Source organism: Streptococcus sp. 68, assembly GCF_013277415.1.
In the GTDB taxonomy this organism is placed as follows: Bacteria; Bacillota; Bacilli; order Lactobacillales; family Streptococcaceae; genus Streptococcus.
Genome location: NZ_VMMX01000005.1, coordinates 201,193 through 219,467, shown reverse-complemented (window position 1 = coordinate 219,467; position 18,275 = coordinate 201,193). Strand labels below are relative to the sequence as shown.

20 protein-coding genes and 1 pseudogene are annotated in these 18,275 nt (G+C 38.5%); 12 read left to right on the top strand and 9 right to left on the bottom strand.

Annotated features, from left to right (window positions below):
• Positions 1-30 precede the first annotated feature (30 nt).
• The 3 genes and pseudogenes from HT720_RS03360 to HT720_RS10400 form a co-directional block, all read left to right on the top strand.
• Positions 31-924, top strand: coding sequence for an ABC transporter ATP-binding protein (locus HT720_RS03360; protein WP_000895303.1), 894 nt, complete (start codon positions 31-33; stop codon positions 922-924).
• Complete coding sequence (locus tag HT720_RS03355) at positions 921-2,120, top strand: ABC transporter permease (RefSeq protein ID WP_173213035.1); 1,200 nt, start codon at positions 921-923, stop codon at positions 2,118-2,120. The genes HT720_RS03360 and HT720_RS03355 overlap by 4 nt, the downstream gene beginning before the upstream one ends.
• A gap of 566 nt (positions 2,121-2,686) precedes the next feature.
• A pseudogene (locus tag HT720_RS10400) lies at positions 2,687-2,836 on the top strand (IS630 family transposase); the annotation flags it as partial.
• A 63-nt stretch (positions 2,837-2,899) separates the two neighbouring features.
• Here the strand turns inward: HT720_RS10400 and HT720_RS03350 are convergent.
• The 5 genes from HT720_RS03350 to HT720_RS10180 form a co-directional block, all read right to left on the bottom strand.
• Positions 2,900-3,595, bottom strand: a complete 696-nt coding sequence (locus HT720_RS03350) for an LrgB family protein (RefSeq protein ID WP_173213033.1) — start codon at positions 3,593-3,595, stop codon at positions 2,900-2,902.
• Positions 3,592-3,966: a CidA/LrgA family protein gene (locus tag HT720_RS03345; RefSeq protein WP_000781325.1), complete on the bottom strand. Its 375-nt coding sequence runs from the start codon at positions 3,964-3,966 to the stop codon at positions 3,592-3,594. Before HT720_RS03345 ends, HT720_RS03350 begins: the two co-directional genes overlap by 4 nt.
• Positions 3,967-4,149: 183 nt before the next feature.
• Positions 4,150-5,697 (bottom strand): ABC transporter ATP-binding protein, encoded by a 1,548-nt coding sequence (locus tag HT720_RS03340; protein WP_173274705.1) that lies wholly within the window; start codon positions 5,695-5,697, stop codon positions 4,150-4,152.
• Positions 5,698-5,973: 276 nt separating this feature from the next.
• A complete protein-coding gene (locus tag HT720_RS03335; protein WP_173274704.1) occupies positions 5,974-7,119 on the bottom strand; it encodes an N-acetylmuramoyl-L-alanine amidase family protein in 1,146 nt (381 codons plus the stop codon).
• Positions 7,120-7,131: 12 nt separating this feature from the next.
• Positions 7,132-7,284, bottom strand: coding sequence for a hypothetical protein (locus HT720_RS10180; protein WP_240149781.1), 153 nt, complete (start codon positions 7,282-7,284; stop codon positions 7,132-7,134).
• A gap of 537 nt (positions 7,285-7,821) precedes the next feature.
• On the opposite strand from HT720_RS10180, the gene HT720_RS03325 reads away from it, so the two are divergent.
• Positions 7,822-8,676 carry an Rgg/GadR/MutR family transcriptional regulator gene (locus HT720_RS03325; protein ID WP_173274703.1) on the top strand — a complete coding sequence of 285 codons (855 nt, stop codon included), beginning with the start codon at positions 7,822-7,824 and terminating at the stop codon, positions 8,674-8,676.
• 104 nt (positions 8,677-8,780) lie between these two features.
• On the opposite strand, the gene HT720_RS03320 is transcribed toward HT720_RS03325, so the two are convergent.
• From HT720_RS03320 to HT720_RS03310, 3 genes are read right to left on the bottom strand one after another with little or no spacing between them, the layout of a single operon-like run.
• Positions 8,781-9,548, bottom strand: coding sequence for a hypothetical protein (locus HT720_RS03320; RefSeq protein ID WP_050252784.1), 768 nt, complete (start codon positions 9,546-9,548; stop codon positions 8,781-8,783).
• A gap of 16 nt (positions 9,549-9,564) precedes the next feature.
• A complete protein-coding gene (locus HT720_RS03315) occupies positions 9,565-10,260 on the bottom strand; it encodes an ABC transporter ATP-binding protein (protein ID WP_004256110.1) in 696 nt (231 codons plus the stop codon).
• A 4-nt stretch (positions 10,261-10,264) separates the two neighbouring features.
• Complete coding sequence (locus tag HT720_RS03310; protein ID WP_000119149.1) at positions 10,265-10,630, bottom strand: GntR family transcriptional regulator; 366 nt, start codon at positions 10,628-10,630, stop codon at positions 10,265-10,267.
• A gap of 139 nt (positions 10,631-10,769) precedes the next feature.
• Between HT720_RS03310 and nrdR the strand changes: the two genes are divergently transcribed.
• From nrdR to HT720_RS10175, 6 genes are all read left to right on the top strand, one after another.
• Entirely contained in the window at positions 10,770-11,243 is a 474-nt protein-coding gene (gene nrdR / locus HT720_RS03305; RefSeq protein WP_001203672.1) for a transcriptional regulator NrdR, read from the top strand.
• The gene (locus HT720_RS03300) at positions 11,244-12,413 is read left to right on the top strand and encodes a replication initiation and membrane attachment family protein (protein WP_173274702.1); all 1,170 of its coding nucleotides are present in this window, start codon (positions 11,244-11,246) and stop codon (positions 12,411-12,413) included.
• Positions 12,414-13,310, top strand: a complete 897-nt coding sequence (dnaI, locus tag HT720_RS03295; protein WP_173274701.1) for a primosomal protein DnaI — start codon at positions 12,414-12,416, stop codon at positions 13,308-13,310. It begins immediately after the preceding gene.
• Entirely contained in the window at positions 13,307-14,020 is a 714-nt protein-coding gene (locus tag HT720_RS03290; protein WP_173274700.1) for an NADPH-dependent oxidoreductase, read from the top strand. Before dnaI ends, HT720_RS03290 begins: the two co-directional genes overlap by 4 nt.
• Before the next feature lie 13 nt (positions 14,021-14,033).
• Entirely contained in the window at positions 14,034-15,344 is a 1,311-nt protein-coding gene (der, locus tag HT720_RS03285; RefSeq protein ID WP_001207696.1) for a ribosome biogenesis GTPase Der, read from the top strand.
• An 81-nt stretch (positions 15,345-15,425) separates the two neighbouring features.
• Positions 15,426-15,758, top strand: a complete 333-nt coding sequence (locus HT720_RS10175; RefSeq protein ID WP_240156314.1) for a hypothetical protein — start codon at positions 15,426-15,428, stop codon at positions 15,756-15,758.
• Positions 15,759-15,997: 239 nt separating this feature from the next.
• Here HT720_RS10175 and rgg1518 read toward each other — a convergent pair whose 3' ends face one another.
• Positions 15,998-16,849, bottom strand: coding sequence for an Rgg/GadR/MutR family transcriptional regulator Rgg1518 (rgg1518, locus tag HT720_RS03280; RefSeq protein ID WP_173274699.1), 852 nt, complete (start codon positions 16,847-16,849; stop codon positions 15,998-16,000).
• 462 nt (positions 16,850-17,311) lie between these two features.
• Here rgg1518 and HT720_RS03275 point away from each other — a divergent pair, with 462 nt between their 5' ends.
• Together HT720_RS03275 and HT720_RS03270 are read left to right on the top strand one after the other, a co-directional pair.
• Entirely contained in the window at positions 17,312-17,887 is a 576-nt protein-coding gene (locus HT720_RS03275; RefSeq protein WP_173274698.1) for a phospholipase, read from the top strand.
• A complete protein-coding gene (locus HT720_RS03270; RefSeq protein WP_173274697.1) occupies positions 17,881-18,171 on the top strand; it encodes a hypothetical protein in 291 nt (96 codons plus the stop codon). The genes HT720_RS03275 and HT720_RS03270 overlap by 7 nt, the downstream gene beginning before the upstream one ends.
• Positions 18,172-18,275: the final 104 nt, after the last annotated feature.

Sequence of the window (18,275 nt, the reverse complement as noted above, 5' to 3'; positions counted from 1 at the left end):
AATGAGTGAAAGAAATTTCGGAGGTTAAAGATGCTAGAAGTAAGAAGTCTAGAGAAAAGTTTTGGATCCAAGCAAGTTTTGTTTGGTATTGACTTTCAAGCGCGACCAGGTCGTATTTTGGGATTAGTCGGGAAAAACGGTGCTGGGAAGACAACAATTTTCCACAGTATTTTGAAGTTTTTAGAATATCAAGGAGAAATCAGTCTGGATGGTCAGGATATTCGTCAGGAAACCTACGCTCGGATTGGCTATCTGCCTGAAGAACGCAGTCTCATGCCTAAATTGACAGTCCTTGAACAAGTTCGCTACTTGGCGACTCTAAAAGGCATGGATGCCAAGGAGGTCAAGGAAAAACTCCCTCAATGGATGAAGAGGTTGGAAGTGAAAGGGAAGCTGACTGATAAAATTAAGAGTCTGTCAAAAGGAAATCAACAGAAGATTCAGCTCATCATTACTCTGATTCATGAACCAGACTTGATTATCTTGGATGAGCCTTTCAGTGGATTAGACCCGGTCAATACAGAATTACTCAAGCAAGTCATTTTTCAGGAAAAAGAGCGCGGAGCAACCATTATCTTTTCTGACCATGTCATGACCAACGTCGAGGAGCTTTGTGATGATATTCTGATGATTAGAGATGGCCGTGTGGTCTTGCATGGACCAGTCCAGGATGTTCGCAATCAATACGGGAAAACGCGTCTCTTTGTTTCAAGTGAACGAAGCAAGGAAGAATTGGAAAATCTTCCTCATGTCAAACAGGTGAGTTTGACCAAACAAGGCAGTTGGAAATTGATCTTGGAGGATGAGAGCGCTGGAAGGGAACTCTTCCCAATCTTGACTCAGGGGCAATATATCGCAACCTTTGACCAGCAAGCGCCAACAATCGATGAAATCTTTAAACTAGAATCAGGGGTGGAAGTATGAGAAATATGTGGGTTGTAATCAAGGAAACCTATCTTCGACATGTCAAATCGTGGAGTTTCTTCTTTATGGTGATTTCGCCGTTCTTGTTTATCGGTCTCTCTGGAGGAATTGGCTATCTCCAAGGCTCTTCAATGGCTAAAAATGATAAAGTGGCAGTAGTGACAACAGTGCCGTCTGTAGCAGAAGGACTGAAGAATGTAAATGGTGTTAACTTTGACTATAAAGACGAAGCAAGTGCCAAAGAAGCGATTAAAGATGAAAAATTAAAAGGCTATCTGACTATTGATCAAGAAGATAGTGTTCTAAAGGCAGTTTATCATGGCGAAACATCGCTTGAAAATGGAATTAAATTTGAGGTTACAGGTACACTCAATGAACTACAAAATCAGCTTAATCGTTCAACGGCCTCCTTGTCTCAAGAGCAGGAAAAACGCTTAGCGCAGACAGTTCAATTCACAGAAAAGATTGATGAAGCCAAGGAAAATAAAAAAATGATTCAAACCTTTGCGGCCGCAGGGCTTGGTCTCATCCTTTATATGATTTTGATTACCTATGCTAGTGTCACTGCTCAGGAAGTGGCTAGCGAGAAAGGAACCAAAATTATGGAGGTGGTCTTCTCTAGTATCCGAGCTAGTCATTATTTCTACGCTCGCATGCTGGCTCTGCTTCTTGTGATTTTGACCCATATTGGCATTTACGTCGTGGGTGGACTTGCTGCCATTCTTCTCTTTAAAGACCTACCAATCTTGGCACAATCTGGTATTTTAAACCATATAGGAGAGGCTTTCTCGCTCAACACCTTATTGTTTGTCTTGGTTAGCCTCTTTATGTACGTTGTTTTAGCAGCCTTCCTAGGTTCTATGGTTTCTCGTCCTGAGGACGCAGGGAAAGCCCTGTCGCCTTTGATGATTTTGATTATGGGTGGTTTTTTTGGAGTGACAGCTCTAGGTGCAGCTGGTGACAATCTCATTTTGAAGATTGGTTCTTATATTCCCTTTATTTCGACCTTCTTTATGCCATTTAGAACCATTAATGGCTATGCAGGGGGAGTAGAAGCATGGATTTCACTTGCTATTACAGTGATTTTTGCGGTGCTAGCAACCGGATTTATCGGACGCATGTATGCTAGTCTAGTCCTTCAAACAGATGATTTAGGGATATGGAAAACCTTTAAACGTGCCTTAGCTTATAAATAGAAGAGCCTCGCGAAAGCGAGGTTTTTTAGAGATAAAAAGAGTGGAATCACGAACCTAATTATGCACACATTATGTAAACAGGTTGCTTGAAAACTCAATTGTATAGTGAACTGAATCTGGACTAGGATAATATTGCTTCTAAAACATTCTTATGAATTGATTTGAATTCCAAAATCTCATCGTTCCGTTCTTATTTCATTTTGCGATATAGTGAAAGGAAATAAGTCAGCTCATAAAAAACGCATACTACCAGGATTTTTTAAGACCTGATAGTATGCATTTTTTGATTGTGAAGACTTTTCATCCAGCCTCTTTATGTGATAAAGTATCGTTAATAGTCAATGAAAATCAGACTGGGAAGTTAGCGGAAGGCTCCTCGAAACATAGTTTTGAGGTTGAGGAACTGACCAAGTCAGTAACATATACACACTAAGGACAAGCTGATGTGGTTTGAAGAGTATAAAAATCTGTTTCGTAAGCATCCAATAATAGGGTGTTTTGATAGTGTCATCATTTGGATAAGCATTATAGTATAGTGATATGAAATCAACTAAAATAAATAAGAAATATAGATTATCAAAACTTTTTGAAAAGATTGCATTAAATCTAAATAACATAGACGTCTTCAGCGTGTGCTGTCTCATCTTATGCGAAAATCTTATAAGGAGAGTATAGAAAATCTCGATTGTAATCAACTAACTGATTGGAGAAACGTATAAATATGAGAAGTTAGACCCCCATGTCACTACCATAATGAGATTGCTCGAATTCCTTGCTTTTTAACTCAATATCAAACTGGCTACGATAGGGCTGACAAAGACATAGAGAATACCGGTGACACCGATAGCCAAACCACCCATGGCTCCTGCTACAGAGCCGTATCGGAAGGCTGTTCCTGTTCCAACTGCATGGCCTGTTCCTCCAAGGGAAAGACCAACAGCTACTGGGTCGTCAATTTTCAACCACTTCAAAAGGGTTGGGCCGACGACACTGGTTAAAATCCCAGTTGCCACTACTACCACCAAGGTCACAGTGGTCAGACCTTGCAATTTTTCTGTGATTCCCACTGCCATGGCGGTTGTCACTGACTTGGGAAAGAGAGAAATAGCTAGGAAAAAGTCCATGCCAAATATTTTCGCTACAAGAGCTGTGAAAGAGGTATTGACAACTACCGCTAGCAGACTACCAAAGAGAATACTCCGAGCGTGGTGCTTCATCAAGTGAAAACTCCTGTAAAGCGGAATCCCTAGAGCAACAGTCGATGGGACAATCAAGTTGTTCAAATAAACCCCACCTTGGTAGTAATCTTGGTAAGAAATACCTGTCACCTTTAGAAAGATGATAATGAAAACAGCTGACAAAAGCAAGGGCGTTGTCAAAGGATGGGGAAAACGTCTGTAAATCAACATTCCCACTAGATAAGCTAGGATAGATAGGGCAAGCCCAAATAGGGGATTGGAAACAAATTCACTCATTTGGCATCTCCTTTCTCATAATCTCCCTCAAATCGTCTCTTGATAAACTGAACGACCAAGGCAATAAGGATAATATTGATAACAGCTGCAAAAAAGACAATCAAAACAATGGGCAAAAGATAGGGAGCAATCACATCAAACTTTTCCATGATTCCCACTGCTGGTGGCAAAAAGAGAATGGTCATATTGGCCAGCAAGAAATTCCCCACCATGTTGACATGCCTGGTTCTCAGCCACTTGAATTGTAGGGCTAGAAAGAGAATAATCAAACCGATAATACTGCCTGGGATAGGCAAATGAAAGAAACTGGAAATCCCCTCTCCGATTAGAGAAATCACAAAGAGAATCATTAATTGAACATATAATTTCATCCTAAACTCCACGAAATAGATTTCTGCATACCAGTTTACTCTTTTTTCAGAAAATTTCAAGCAAATGCATAAGGGATAATGAAAATTAAAGAACAAACTAGGAAGTCAGCTGCATGTTGCTCAAAACAAAGTATTGGGGTTGTAGGTCAAACTGACATAGTTTGAAGCGATTTTCGAAGAATATTACTTTTCTTTGCTTAAGTGAATGACTTGGTCGTAGTGTTTTAAGTCTTCTTCCGTGTAGTGGTGAATGACTTCAATGACTGTTTGAGGTAGGGAGAAGAGCAAGTCGCTAATTTTTCTGCTATTTTCCGAGTCAAGATTGGCCTTAATCTCATCTGCTAAGATGAGTTGGCTATCATGGTAGAGGGCGCGAGCGATTTCTAGGCGTTGTTTCTCGCCACCAGATAGACTATCATTGCTGAGGGGTCGATTTTTCAAATGTTCTAATCCTGTTTTTTTGAGGATATGATTTAAAGTCTCTGGATTTTTATCCAGTCCTAGAAGGATATTGTCTTCCAGAGATAGCGTGTCAAAGCAATGGCTATCTTGGAGAATATAGGAACTAATACTTGTGATTTCTTGACGTGACAGGTTCTGACCAGCAAAGCTAATCTGACCACTTGTTGGTGTCTCTTCTCCATGAATGATATTGAGCAGGGTTGTTTTACCAGAGCCACTTTCCCCGATAATGGCAATTTTTTCTCCTTGCTTGATGTGTATGGAAATCGGAGACAAGAGGCTATTCCCCTCTTTTTCAAGGAAGATGGTGTCAAGTTGGATAGGGAAAATATTTTCTATGCTTCTAGGCGAGATGGGATCAGACTGGTTCAAAAGTTTTTGGTATTTGTTGAGAAGAGTTCGAGTCGCTTTTCGGGTGTTGGTAAAGTAAGCCAACTCTTGGAATTGATAGCCGATATTATGGGAAACTAGATAGATAGCCACAAAACTCGCCGCATCTAAATAATTATAGTAGGTCATAAAGCCACCGATGACGATTGGTGTGACAGAACAAAAGGCATCGATGCTATTGATCAAGAGACTGTTTAAAGTGCGTTGTTTTTCATAGTTGATTTCGGCATCTAGACTGGTTTGTAATTGTTTTTGGTAGCGAGTAAAAAAGTAGTCTTGTCCCTGATAATGGCGAATTTGTTGGCTACCACCAATAAAATTTGTCAAGCTTGCTAAGTAGCTCTGGTTAACAGTGGACCGCTTTTCAGAAAGTGAGTCCAAACGCTTTGATCCGATAGCACTGCAGAGTACAGGAAAGGAGTAGAAGAGGATGAAAATCAAGCCTAGGTAAAAATTAGTCCATAGGGCATAGAGAATGGACACAGTTGTGAAGCCAAGAGAAGAAATGATGATGACCGTTGGCTCAATATAGCTTTCTTCTAGTTGCTTGACGTCATTTTCTAGGTCGGACAAAATATCCTTTTCATCAATCTCATAACTGTTTAAAAATCGCTTGAAAATAGCACTCTTGATTCCATATTTGAAGTCAGTAATCAAACGAGCGTAGTAATAGCGTTTCCCAGCTAAGCCTAGTAAGAGGATGAGGTTTCCAAGGATTCCCAAAATCAAAACTTTCCAAAGAAGGCCTAGCTCTTGATTGGTAAAACTGGTAACAATATTCTGAACAAGGGCTGGTGTGATAATTGCTTCCAGCCAAGTAATCGCAATAGAAAAGAAGTAAAGTATGAGGTGTTTCTTAGTAACAAATCTTCTCAGCATAAAGAGTTGACCTCCCTATCGATATACATGTAATTAGTTTTAAAGTCATTATACTCCTTTTTATTAAATACTTCATATAAAAATGTAAATTTTTTGGGGATATACAATTAAATGAAAATATCGTAATGACACAGATTGAAACAAAAAGCGAACAAAACAGAGTTCATTGTTTCGATTCGCTTTTTGTATTATTATCTAGATTTTTCTTGCATATCTGATAACATTTAGTCTGAGTATGTACACTAATAGCTGATGGAATAAAATGTGTACTTTAGATTATTTCCAAGCGCCACTGGCATCTACATAGTAGCCATCTGGTGTGTAGGTATTGTGAAGCATCTTACCTGATGAAGCGAGGTAGTACCAAGATCCACTATCTTTTACCCAGCCTGTTGCCATAGCACCTGAGTCTTTTAGGTAGTACCAAGAGCCGCTATCTTTCACCCAGCCTGTTGCCATAGAACCTGAGTTGTTTAGATAATACCAAGATCCACTATCTTTGATCCAACCTGTCGCCATAGAACCTGAGTCTTTTAGGTAATACCAAGAGTGATTATCATATAGCCAGTCACTAGCAATCATAGCTCCTGATGATTTAAAGGCATACCAGTTGCCACCCTGATAGAGCCAAGTTTGATTGAACATGACTCCGTTATCATTCATAAAGTACCAAGTTCCCTTGTCCTTAACCCAAGCATTTTGAACCAATTGACCTTGTTTTTGATAGTACCACTTTTCACCTTGATTATTTTTTAGATTTAGCCAGCTTTCTGATTTTACAATCGGATAAAGTTCTCTGAAGACTCCTCCATCATCATATTTATGACTGATAGCACCTGGTTTTACAAGTTTAATACTACCATACTCCTCTGCCCAAGCATAGACTTTTTGACCATTGAGAGTCTCTGGTAAGGTAGCAGTGTAGGTCTTGGTTTGATAGTCCCATTTAGTATCAAGGTAGGTGTATTGATCATTTGATTCTTTAATCTGGTAGTAGCCACTCTTTCCACCATTATATACGTCATCTACCACTTTAGTGGACCAGGTCTTTACTTCATTTCCGCTCTTGGCTTCTACCTTGATATCTCCTCTATAGCCATAAGGTACATAGAAATTCAGGTAACGGCCCTCTGTACCGACCATAGATTTGTCCTTTTCTTGACCTAGGAAATTGATAGTCTGATCTTGACCATTGAGACTAACCGTCCACTCGATTTTCTCAGTTTTTGGCAAATCCAAGACTTTGATATCCACTTCATGGCCATTGTTAAATCGAAGAATTTTGCCATCTTGATACTTAACCCCACCCTTGATAACCCATTCTTCTTCCAACTCGAAGGCCTTTCCTGAATGAGGGAAAGCCAGTAAGGCTAGACCAGCTAAAGACAAACCAAATAATGTGATTTTTTTTGATACTTTCATTTTCTTAACTCCTTATTTTTGAAATAAAACAAATTGACTGTTTTCTGGATAAATTGATACATGTTGCTCCTTGTTACTGCTGGATGCAGCTTCAAGGACTAGAGGATAAGAGTATTGATACAGTTCCTCTAAAGTGATTTTTCCGTTAGTATTGGTGTTTGCCATAGGCGAAATAATTCCATTTTGAAGTGAATCCCAACCTGTAAATACCGTTTTATCGCTACCAATAGATATCGTACAGTTTTTTCCTCCATGACAAGTAAAGATAGTTCACATCGCTTTCGCTAGAAGATTTAAATAGTTCTTGCATATTTGCAATAATCTCAGCTTTTGTTTTATCTGGGAAACGAACAACTTTACTAAAGTTTTGGTTACTAAAAAACTTTTACATAGTATTAACATCTTCAATAGGTACTGCTCTTGTTGATGTTTCACTTGTTTTTAGTGTTTTATACCACCAACGACCATTCGATTGAATCCAACTGTCATTAGAGTGACTATAAGACTTGGGAGAAATAGATTCTTGAGCAGAAACTGGACTATTTACTGATAGTGATGTCACTAGGCTCAGTAAAGCAACTGATTACAATAAAATTTTTTTCATAATCATATTGTCCTTTCTGTTTTATTTTTGTATAATCATAATCATATCACAAATAAAAAAACAGGTTTTATTTTTTGCAGAAATGGAAGAGGAATAGTATGGAAAATTTTGGAGCAGTTTTAAAGGATATTCGTATTTCAAAAAATTTTCGTCTTAAAGATTTGGCTTGTGATAAGATTAGTGAGTCAACTATTTCTCGTTTCGAAAATGGGATTACAAAATTATCTATTGATCATTTTTACATGTTGTTAAATCGCCTGGGGATATCATTTTCGGAATTTGAAGAATTAGTTCATTGCTATTATTCCAAAAAAGAATGCTTTTTTGAAGAACTAGAACATGCTGTAAACTCTTCAGATATCATTTTGTTACAAGAATTAATAAAGAAAATAGAACTAAAACAAAAGCAGGAAAAAAGTCTATGCAATTGTCACATAAAATTGATTGCTGAACAACAGATTAATCGCCTTGCAAACCTTCCTTACAATGCATCTAAATGCAATGAGTTAATAAAGTACTTGCTTTCTGTAGATAATTGGATGGAGTATGAACTGAAAATTTTCTATAATTCGGTGTTTTTTATGAATACTAAGACCATAAGCTTACTATATAGAGCGGTAATCAAGAAAACACGACATTTTTTAAAAACAGATATGGGAACACATAGAGTAATTCCTTTATATTTATTTAATTTAGAATTATTATTAAAAAATAATTTGTTAGATAGCGCTCAATTTTTTATAGATGATTTAGAAAATTTACTGACCAGACAAGGATATTATTTTGAAAAGAATTATTTGCTTTTTTTAAAAGGTATTTATCTCATAAAAACGAATCAAGTAGAGTTAGGTAAAAAAGAATGTCCCAAAGCTATGAGAATATGTAAGGAATATAATGATAGTGATACAATAGAGAAATTAAACAAGACCTTTAAATCAGATTTTGTCATTTAATTGGTTAGAAGGATTCGTTTGTAAAATAAAGTTAGACAGAAAATGAGATAAAAGAAAAAGGATAGCCTCTCTGCGATGAGATGTTATCCTTTTTGATTATGAAACTATTGCAAATTAACCTTGTTTCTCAAAATATAGTAGGTTCCGAGGTAAAAGATAGCTATGAAAATGAGTTCTTCAACAATACTTATACTTGCTCCCATATAGAAATGGTCATTAAGTCCTACAAGTGAATTGACATAGAAATTAGAACTAAGATTGAAGAAAAGTTCAATAAATCCAATGACGATTTGGATACCAATGTAGGCTGCAACAGCGAGTGCTGTACGGTATTCATTGAAAAGCTGTCCAATGGAAATAGCCAAGTAGATGCAGAGGATGCTGGAAATGGTATTTAGTAGGAAGGATATACCTGTAAGAAAGATCTGAGGGAGATGTGTTTCTACAAATGTAATCACATAAGAAAGAGGGATCCATTCTGGAACCGTTATGGTCACAATAATAACAGCACTTAGAACTAGGATAGCAGTGCTAATCATCGACCAGATAAAGGCACCGACTAGTTTGGCTGTGATGATATGGTGTTCAGATACTGGAAGGGTCAAAGTCAGATAGCCTTGTCGGTCATAGACACTGCCTTTAAAGCGTTTAATGATTAAGAAAAGAGTTGAAATTCCAAGTGTAATCATCAAGCCACCAAAGACGAGGGCTAGAAAAGTAAGTAAAACAGGTTGGCTTTCTTTGACAGGCAGATTGTTATAGGTCTGTGCTTGTATCCCGATAAGGGCAGAAAGGACTAGCACAGCAGCGTAGAGGGCTAAATACCACTTGTTAACATTTTTAAATTCGTAGCGAACTAAATTCCAAAACATAAATAATCTCCTTTGCTTAAGCCTTAAATTCCTGACGGAAGAGTTGGTCAATGGATTCCCCCGACTCATAGCGAATATCATCTACATTGCCTTGACGGACGACTTTACCGTCTTTGAGGAAGACAATTTCATCCAAGATTGGCTCGATATCTGAAATCAAGTGGGTAGAAATCAAAACGGTAGAAGTTGGGGAGTAGTTGTTGATAATGGTATTGAGGATATAATCACGGGCTGCTGGGTCCACCCCACCAATGGGTTCGTCCAAAACGTAGAGACGAGCATCACGGCTCATAACCAAAATCAGTTGTACCTTTTCTTTGTTCCCTTTTGATAGTTTCTTGAGACGGCTATTTTCATCAATACCTAGGTCTGCAAGTAGATGATGGGCGCGTTCCAGATTGAAATCTTTATAGAAGGTCTTGAAGTAGGTTAGGGCTTCTTTGACCTTCATTTGCTCATTGAGATAGGTGGTATCAGGCAAATAAGCTACGATAGCCTTGGTTGCTGGGCTTGGGTCCATATCGTTGATAAGGACACGTCCTTGATCTGGTTGCAAGAGGCCATTGATTAGTTTAATCAGGGTTGTTTTTCCTGAGCCATTTGGCCCAAGGAGACCGACAATTTTTCCAGCTGGAATGTCAAGGGAAACATTTTCAAGGGCTGGGGTTGCTCCATATGATTTGGATACATTTTCAAATGCTAGTAGTGACATAGGTTTAAACTCCTTTAATATAATCGCCGACTACGCCTGGTAGTTCTTCTTTTTCATAGCCAAAATGGGTCATGGAGGAAACGAAGTGTTCCAATTCTTCTTCCGATAATTGTTTGCGCGATTGGGCGATTAGCTCCTTATCCTCAGTCACAAATCGTCCAGTTGTTCGCTTGCTGTAGACAAAGCCTTCTCGTTCGAGGTCTGATAAGGCTCTTTGGATGGTGTTTGGATTGACACCAGCCTCGCTAGCTAGCTCTCTCACGGTTGGAAGTTGTTGATTGGGTTCCAGTGTATGGGAAACAATCTGAAGCTTGATTTTCTCCATAATCTGTAAATAGATGGGTTTTTTGTTGTCAAATGTCCAGGACATCTTGGTCTCCTTTCTTTTACCTCTTTGTCTTAATTAAATAATACAACAAAACAAAAAACTTGTCAAGCAAAAAGAAGAATTGTTTTGGGAATCGTTTAAAAAATGGTATAATGAAAAGAAAACGATAAGGAGGGAAAGGATGCGTTGTCCAAAATGTGGGGCTACCAAGTCAAGTGTTATCGATAGTCGCCAAGCAGAAGAAGGGAACACTATTCGTAGAAGACGTGAGTGCGATGAATGCCAGCACCGTTTTACAACCTACGAACGAGTAGAAGAAAGAACCTTAGTAGTTGTTAAAAAAGATGGCACACGGGAACAATTCTCCAGAGATAAAATCTTTAATGGGATTATCCGCTCAGCCCAGAAACGTCCTGTGTCAAGTGATGAAATCAACATGGTAGTCAATCGTATCGAACAGAAACTCCGTGGTCGAAATGAAAATGAAATTCAAAGTGAGGACATTGGTTCACTCGTCATGGAGGAGTTGGCTGAACTGGACGAGATTACCTATGTACGTTTTGCCAGTGTCTATCGTAGTTTTAAGGATGTCAGTGAGCTAGAGAGCTTGCTCCAACAAATCACCCAGTCCTCTAAAAAGAAAAAGGAAAGATAAATGAAGCCAATTGACCGTTTTTCTTATCTAAAGAATAATCGGGTGTCGCAAGATACCTCATCTCTGGTACAGTGCTACCTCCCGATTATCGGTCAGGAGGCACTGAGCCTTTATCTTTATACGATTAGTTTTTGGGATAATGGCAGAAAGGAATATCTTTTTTCAAGCATTCTCAACCATCTTAACTTCGGAATGGATAGATTGATAAAATCCTTGAAAATCCTATCTGCTTTCAATCTCTTGACTCTCTATCAAAAGGGGGACGTTTATCAGTTAGTCCTCCATACTCCTCTATCTAGTCAGGACTTCTTGGAGCATTCTGTTTATCGCAGACTTTTGGAGAAGAAGATTGGCGATGCAGCTGTGGAGGATTTGAAAGTTGAGAGTGCTGAGGGAGAAGAAATACCTGTCTCACTCAATCAAGTCTTTCCAGACTTGGCAGAACTGGGAAGTCAAGAAGACCTTAGTCTCAAGAAGAAAGTGGCCAACGATTTTGACTTGGACCATTTTCGTCAGCTGATGGCTCGAGATGGGCTTCGTTTTGCGGATGAGCAGTCCGATGTCTTGAACCTCTTTGCCATTGCCGAGGAGAAGAAATGGACTTGGTTTGAAACCTATCAATTGGCTAAGTCAACAGCTGTTTCCCAGGTCATTTCAACCAATCGTATGCGGGAAAAAATTGCTCAAAAACCTATTTCCTCTGACTTTAGTCCTAAGGAAATGATCATTATCAAAGAAGCCAAAAGTAAAACGGCCTTGCAGTTCTTGGCAGAAATCAAGCAAACTCGTAAGGGAAACATTATCCAAACAGAAAGAGAACTCTTGCAACAGATGGCTGGCTTGGGCTTGCTGGACGAAGTCATCAATATCATTCTCTTGTTGACCTTTAATAAGGTCGATTCGGCAAACATCAATGAGAAATATGCCATGAAAGTGGCCAATGACTATGCCTATCAAAAGATTCATTCGGCAGAAGAGGCAGTCTTGCGCATCCGTGAGCGTGGGCAAAAGAGCCAGGCTCAAAAGGCTAGTAAACCGAGTCCTACCAAGTCCAATGTACCCAAGTGGAGCAATCCAGATTATAAGAATGAAACCAGCGAGGAAACTCGTCTGGAACTAGAACGTAAGAAACAAGAACTATTAGCTCGATTAGAAAAAGGAGGAGATTAGATGGAAAGTGTCGGAGACGTACTCAATCGTCAACCTAGCCGTTTTCATTATCAAGATTTGGTCCAGAAAATCATGAAGGACCCTGATGTTGCGGCCTTTATCCAGCAAGAATCCCTTACTCCAGAGGAATTAAATCGCAGTATCTCCAAGTTTAATCAGTACATCACCGAGCGTGACAAGTTTCTCCGTGGTGATACGGATTATATCGCCAAAGGCTATAAGCCGATTTTAGTTATGAATCATGGCTATGCGGATGTTTCTTATGAAGAAACTCCTGAACTAATCGCGGCGGAAAAAGAAGCGGCTATTAAGAACCGTCTCAAGTTAATCAATCTGCCAGCCAGTCTCAAGAAAGCTAGTTTAGCTCAAGTAGACTTGGATGATTTGGGGCGCTTGCCAGTTTTTGAAAAGCTATTAGCCTTCGTGGAGCAATATCCAGCTATTCGAAAAGGTCTTTACTTATATGGAGACTTTGGTGTGGGCAAAAGTTTCATGGTGGCTGCCTTAGCCCATGATTTATCAGAAAAACGTGGTGTTTCATCAACTCTCCTCCACTATCCTAGCTTTGTCATAGATGTCAAAAATGCTATCGGTGATGGTAATGTGAAGACCTTGGTGGATGAGATTAAGCTTTCTGAAGTCCTGATTTTAGATGATATTGGTGCCGAGCAATCAACAGCTTGGGTGCGTGACGAAATCCTGCAGGTCATTCTCCAATATCGGATGCAGGAAAATTTACCGACCTTTTTCACCTCCAACTTCAACTTTGAAGAATTGGAGCAGCATTTCGCTAAAGGGAAACATGGAAATGACGAAACCTGGGAAGCCAGACGGGTCATGGAACGCATCCGTTATTTGGCCGAGGAGACTCGTTTAGAAGGAGTGAATCGTCGATGACAGAAACAATCAAATTGATGAAGGCTCACACTTCAGTGCGCAGATTTAAGGAGCAAGCCCTTCCTCAGGAAGATTTGACTGAAATCCTGACAGCGGCCCAAATGGCCTCGTCTTGGAAGAATTTTCAATCCTACTCTGTGATTGTGGTACGAAGTCAAGAGAAGAAAGATGCCTTGTATGAATTGGTGCCTCAAGAAGCCATTCGCCAGTCAGCTGTTTTCCTTCTCTTTGTCGGAGATTTGAACCGAGCAGAAAAGGGAGCCCGACTTCATACGGACACCTTCCAACCACAAGGTGTAGAAAGTCTCTTGATTAGTTCGGTCGATGCGGCTCTTGCTGGTCAAAATGCCCTGCTGGCAGCTGAAAGTTTGGGCTATGGTGGTGTGATTATCGGTTTAGTCCGATACAAGTCAGAAGAAGTGGCAGAGCTTTTTAACCTGCCTGACTACACCTATCCTGTCTTTGGGATGGCACTAGGTGTGCCAAATGAGGAACATGAAGTCAAACCTCGCTTGCCATTGAATCAGGTGGTGTTTGAGGAAGAATATCAGGAACAAACAGTTGATGTGATTGAGGCTTATGACCGTGTGCAGGCTGACTATGCTGGGGCGCGTGCGACCACAAGCTGGAGTCAGCGCCTAGCAGAACAGTTTGGTCAAGCTGAACCAAGCTCAACTAGAAAAAATCTTGAACAGAAGAAGTTATTGTAGAAAGTGAGAAATTATGGCCCTACCAACTATTGCCATTGTAGGACGTCCCAATGTTGGGAAATCAACCCTATTTAATCGGATCGCTGGTGAGCGAATCTCCATTGTAGAAGATGTCGAAGGAGTGACACGTGACCGTATCTATGCGACGGGTGAGTGGCTCAATCGTTCCTTTAGCATGATTGATACAGGAGGAATCGATGATGTCGATGCTCCTTTCATGGAACAAATCAAGCATCAGGCAGAAATTGCCATGGAAGAAGCAGATGTTATCGTCTTTGTCGTGTCTGGTAAGGAAGGAATTACTGATGCAGACGAATACGTAGCTCGTAAGCTTTATAAGACCCACAAACCAGTTATCCTCGCAGTTAACAAGGTGGACAACCCTGAGATGCGAAATGATATCTATGATTTCTATGCCCTCGGTTTGGGTGAACCCCTGCCAATCTCATCTGTCCATGGTATCGGTACAGGGGATGTGCTAGACGCGATCGTAGAAAATCTTCCAAATGAATATGAAGAAGAAAATCCAGATGTGATTAAGTTTAGCCTAATTGGACGTCCCAATGTTGGAAAATCAAGCTTGATTAACGCTATTTTGGGCGAAGACCGTGTCATTGCTAGTCCTGTTGCTGGAACAACTCGTGACGCTATTGATACCCACTTTACAGATACAGATGGCCAAGAGTTTACCATGATTGATACGGCTGGTATGCGTAAATCTGGTAAGGTTTATGAAAATACCGAGAAATATTCTGTCATGCGTGCCATGCGAGCTATTGACCGGTCAGATGTGGTCTTGATGGTTATCAATGCGGAAGAAGGCATTCGTGAATACGACAAGCGTATCGCAGGATTTGCCCATGAAGCTGGTAAAGGGATGATTATCGTGGTCAACAAGTGGGATACACTTGAAAAAGACAACCACACTATGAAAAACTGGGAAGAAGATATCCGTGAGCAGTTCCAATACTTGCCTTACGCACCGATTATCTTTGTATCAGCTTTGACCAAGCAACGCCTCCACAAACTTCCTGAGATGATTAAGCAAATCAGCGAAAGTCAAAACACACGTATTCCATCAGCTGTCTTGAACGATGTCATTATGGATGCTATTGCCATCAACCCAACACCGACAGACAAAGGGAAACGTCTCAAGATTTTTTATGCGACCCAAGTGGCAACCAAACCACCAACCTTTGTCATCTTTGTTAACGAAGAAGAACTTATGCACTTTTCTTACCTGCGTTTCTTGGAAAATCAAATCCGCAAGGCCTTTGTCTTTGAGGGGACTCCAATCCATCTCATCGCAAGAAAGCGTAAATAAAAAAGTAGAATCTGGAATGACATTTCCAGATTTTTTTGATATAATAAGATAATAGAAAACGCTATCAAAAAGGAGGTGTCGATGAAACATTTGTTCAAATTTATAATCTTATTTCCCTGGTTTTACTTTTTCAGCTGGATTGAAAAGGATAATAGAGAAAGTAAATTTTTCCCAATTTTTTACTATTTTTACTGGTTTTACATTCCCCTCTATGCTCTTTTTAGCCTTGCTTGGACAGTTGTTTCAGTTCTGTTTTTCAATATCGTCTTGAGAAATTTGACATATATCAAGTTATGGGGCATTTGGTTTCTTTTTATTCTGCTAGCTATTGGTCTGAATAGGTTAACTTATTTCTGTTTCAAAAAAATGCTTAGATTAAGAAAGGAGTTAGGAAAGTCTAAGGGCGTGAATTAAGAAAAGGGTAGGAACTAAAAAATGACTGTATCTATGATTTGTTTATGGAGCTATAGATACAGTCGTTTTTATTTTGATTATGAAACTTGAGAGAAATATTCATCTTGTATAGTGGATTGAATATGGAATAATACAATACAACTTATAAAACATTGGTATAAAATGCTTTAGATCCCCTAATTGATTCGTTCACATTCTATTCCAATCTACTACAATAAAACGATAAGAATTATTACAAATTACAGGTTTGAAAAATCATAAATTTCTTTTTCGAGTATTTTAACTAATGACTCTTCTTTGGTTAGTCGTAATAAGGTTATTCCTTTATCAATCAAATCGGAGTTATGTTGTAGTATTCCCAAGCGTACTTGAGAAAATCCAAGAATATCGTATATTTTTAATTCTTCTGCTAATACCAAAAGTTGTAGGGTGATTGTTTCACATTCTTTGAATAAATGATGTTGAAAATATACAGTGGAGAGATTGGCTAAAAAAGATGATAAAAATACTTTTGTTTCTCGGAAGTATTTATATTTCTCGATGGTTTTCATAATTCTATCAATAAGAAGGGGAAGATTTTCAGAAGGAAAGAAAAAGAGAATGGTTCCAAGCAATTTCAAATCACTAATGTACCATGTATCCATAGGTTCAAGATAGTCCCAAATTTCTTCAGACAAATCTTTCAAGACGTGGTTGTTTTTGAAGCCTTTAGTTCGTAACTCTGTGACAATTTTTGTATGACGATAGATATTTTGAATAGGAACATCGTGATGTGTCTTAAGATATTTTTGACACTTCTCAGTGAGTTCAACCATTTTTTTAGTATCTTGAAAAGTAGACGGATTTTGGCTCTCTACAATAATGTCTCGTCTTTCACTAGGATGGTATTCGTTGCATATATATTTGAATTCTGCTAAGCTCATATCAATTTGTTCAAGAAGAAATACCATGTTTTCAAAACTGGGAATAACTTTACCGTGTTCAATATTTGTTAGAGTTGTCCGATGTATGACTTGTCCACATACATCTTGTTGGGTCAATCCTTTTGACTTTCGAATTTCTTTAAAAATCTGTCCATAATCCCATCTCATATTGTTCCTCCTAGGTAAATGTGAATATTTTCTACATTTATAAAAAACGTAGAAAAAGGTGGTATTATTATATCAAAAAGGAGGGAAAAAGTCATGGAAATAGAAGATTTACTTAATTTTGTTATATATTGTAATGTTTGGGAGCCTTTAATACCATGGTTTGATATATGGTTTTGGGAGTGACTAATTGATGTGTTATTTATATTCTTTAGTTAAGTTTGACATACTTATTTTTTGTAGTTTTATTATAGCCAAACTTAAATATTTTATAGCTTATAGGTAAGGAGGAGAACATATGAAATATCATCTGTTAGAATAATATAAAACATGTATTTCTTAAACTCATTTGACAAGCTTTAAGTTTATGTGTATTTAGTACATTTACCAAAAATTAACTTTCTTTTGGTAAAAATATAGTTTGCGTATTTAGCTTATAACTTATGTTTATTAGGAGGAGTAGTCATGAAAACTATCGTTAAAATTTGTTTAGTTGCTTTATCTGCCTTTTTACTTTTATTTGCTGGAAAAAATGTTTTTGCAGACTCTAATTCACATGATAACTTAAACTCTTTGGAAGTTAGCGATAGAAGTTTTCGTAACGGAGAATTGTTGAAGAGTTATCTTGTAAAAGATAAAGATAGGATTTATTTTGATTATGATAAAGCGGTTCAAGATAAACAAGCGAAAGATGTAATTGACATGGGTTTATTGGTAGAGACAATAAGCGAAGACTATAGTTCAAATACGTTTACACCTGCTAAATATTTTAAGGCAGGATTGCCTGTTCACGGGAATTACTGTGGTCCTGGTTACGACGGGGAAGGATTTACTTTACCTGTGGTAGACGTTTTGGATCAAGGTTGCCAAAATCATGATAGATGTTACAAGTGGGGAGCTGGTATTGGAGCTAATTGTGAGTGTAATCGTCAGTTAGTCGATTTTATAAAAGTTAACAGACGTTGGATACCAGAAAGTACCTTATGGGTTGCGGATGCTATCAGAGTTTATTTTGAAACGATTGGAGCTATAGGATGTTGAATCTAAAATCATTTATTACACGCTATTCCAAGGTTTATATTGGTTTAGTTCTGTTGATCTGGATTGCTTTCTTCTTTCTTCCTTGGGGCAGTCCGATTCTGGGGGGGAAGATTGACCTCTTCAGCATACAGAAAGTCTTGCTAGTTTTTGGAATTCTGTCGATTTTGATGGCCTTGCTGTCCAAGAAAGTCAGTCTCTTTGTTTTTGGATTGATCTGCTGTTTTTCTCTTTGGATAAATCTATTTATCCTATTTGCGATTTTGCCGATTTTTGTTGGCAATTAAAGCATCATAAAAGTCAGAGAGGTTAGCTTGGAAACTAGCCTCTTTTTCCTTTTCAAAATGGGGATTCTTCCTTGAAAATAATCAGTAATTGTGCTAAAATTAAA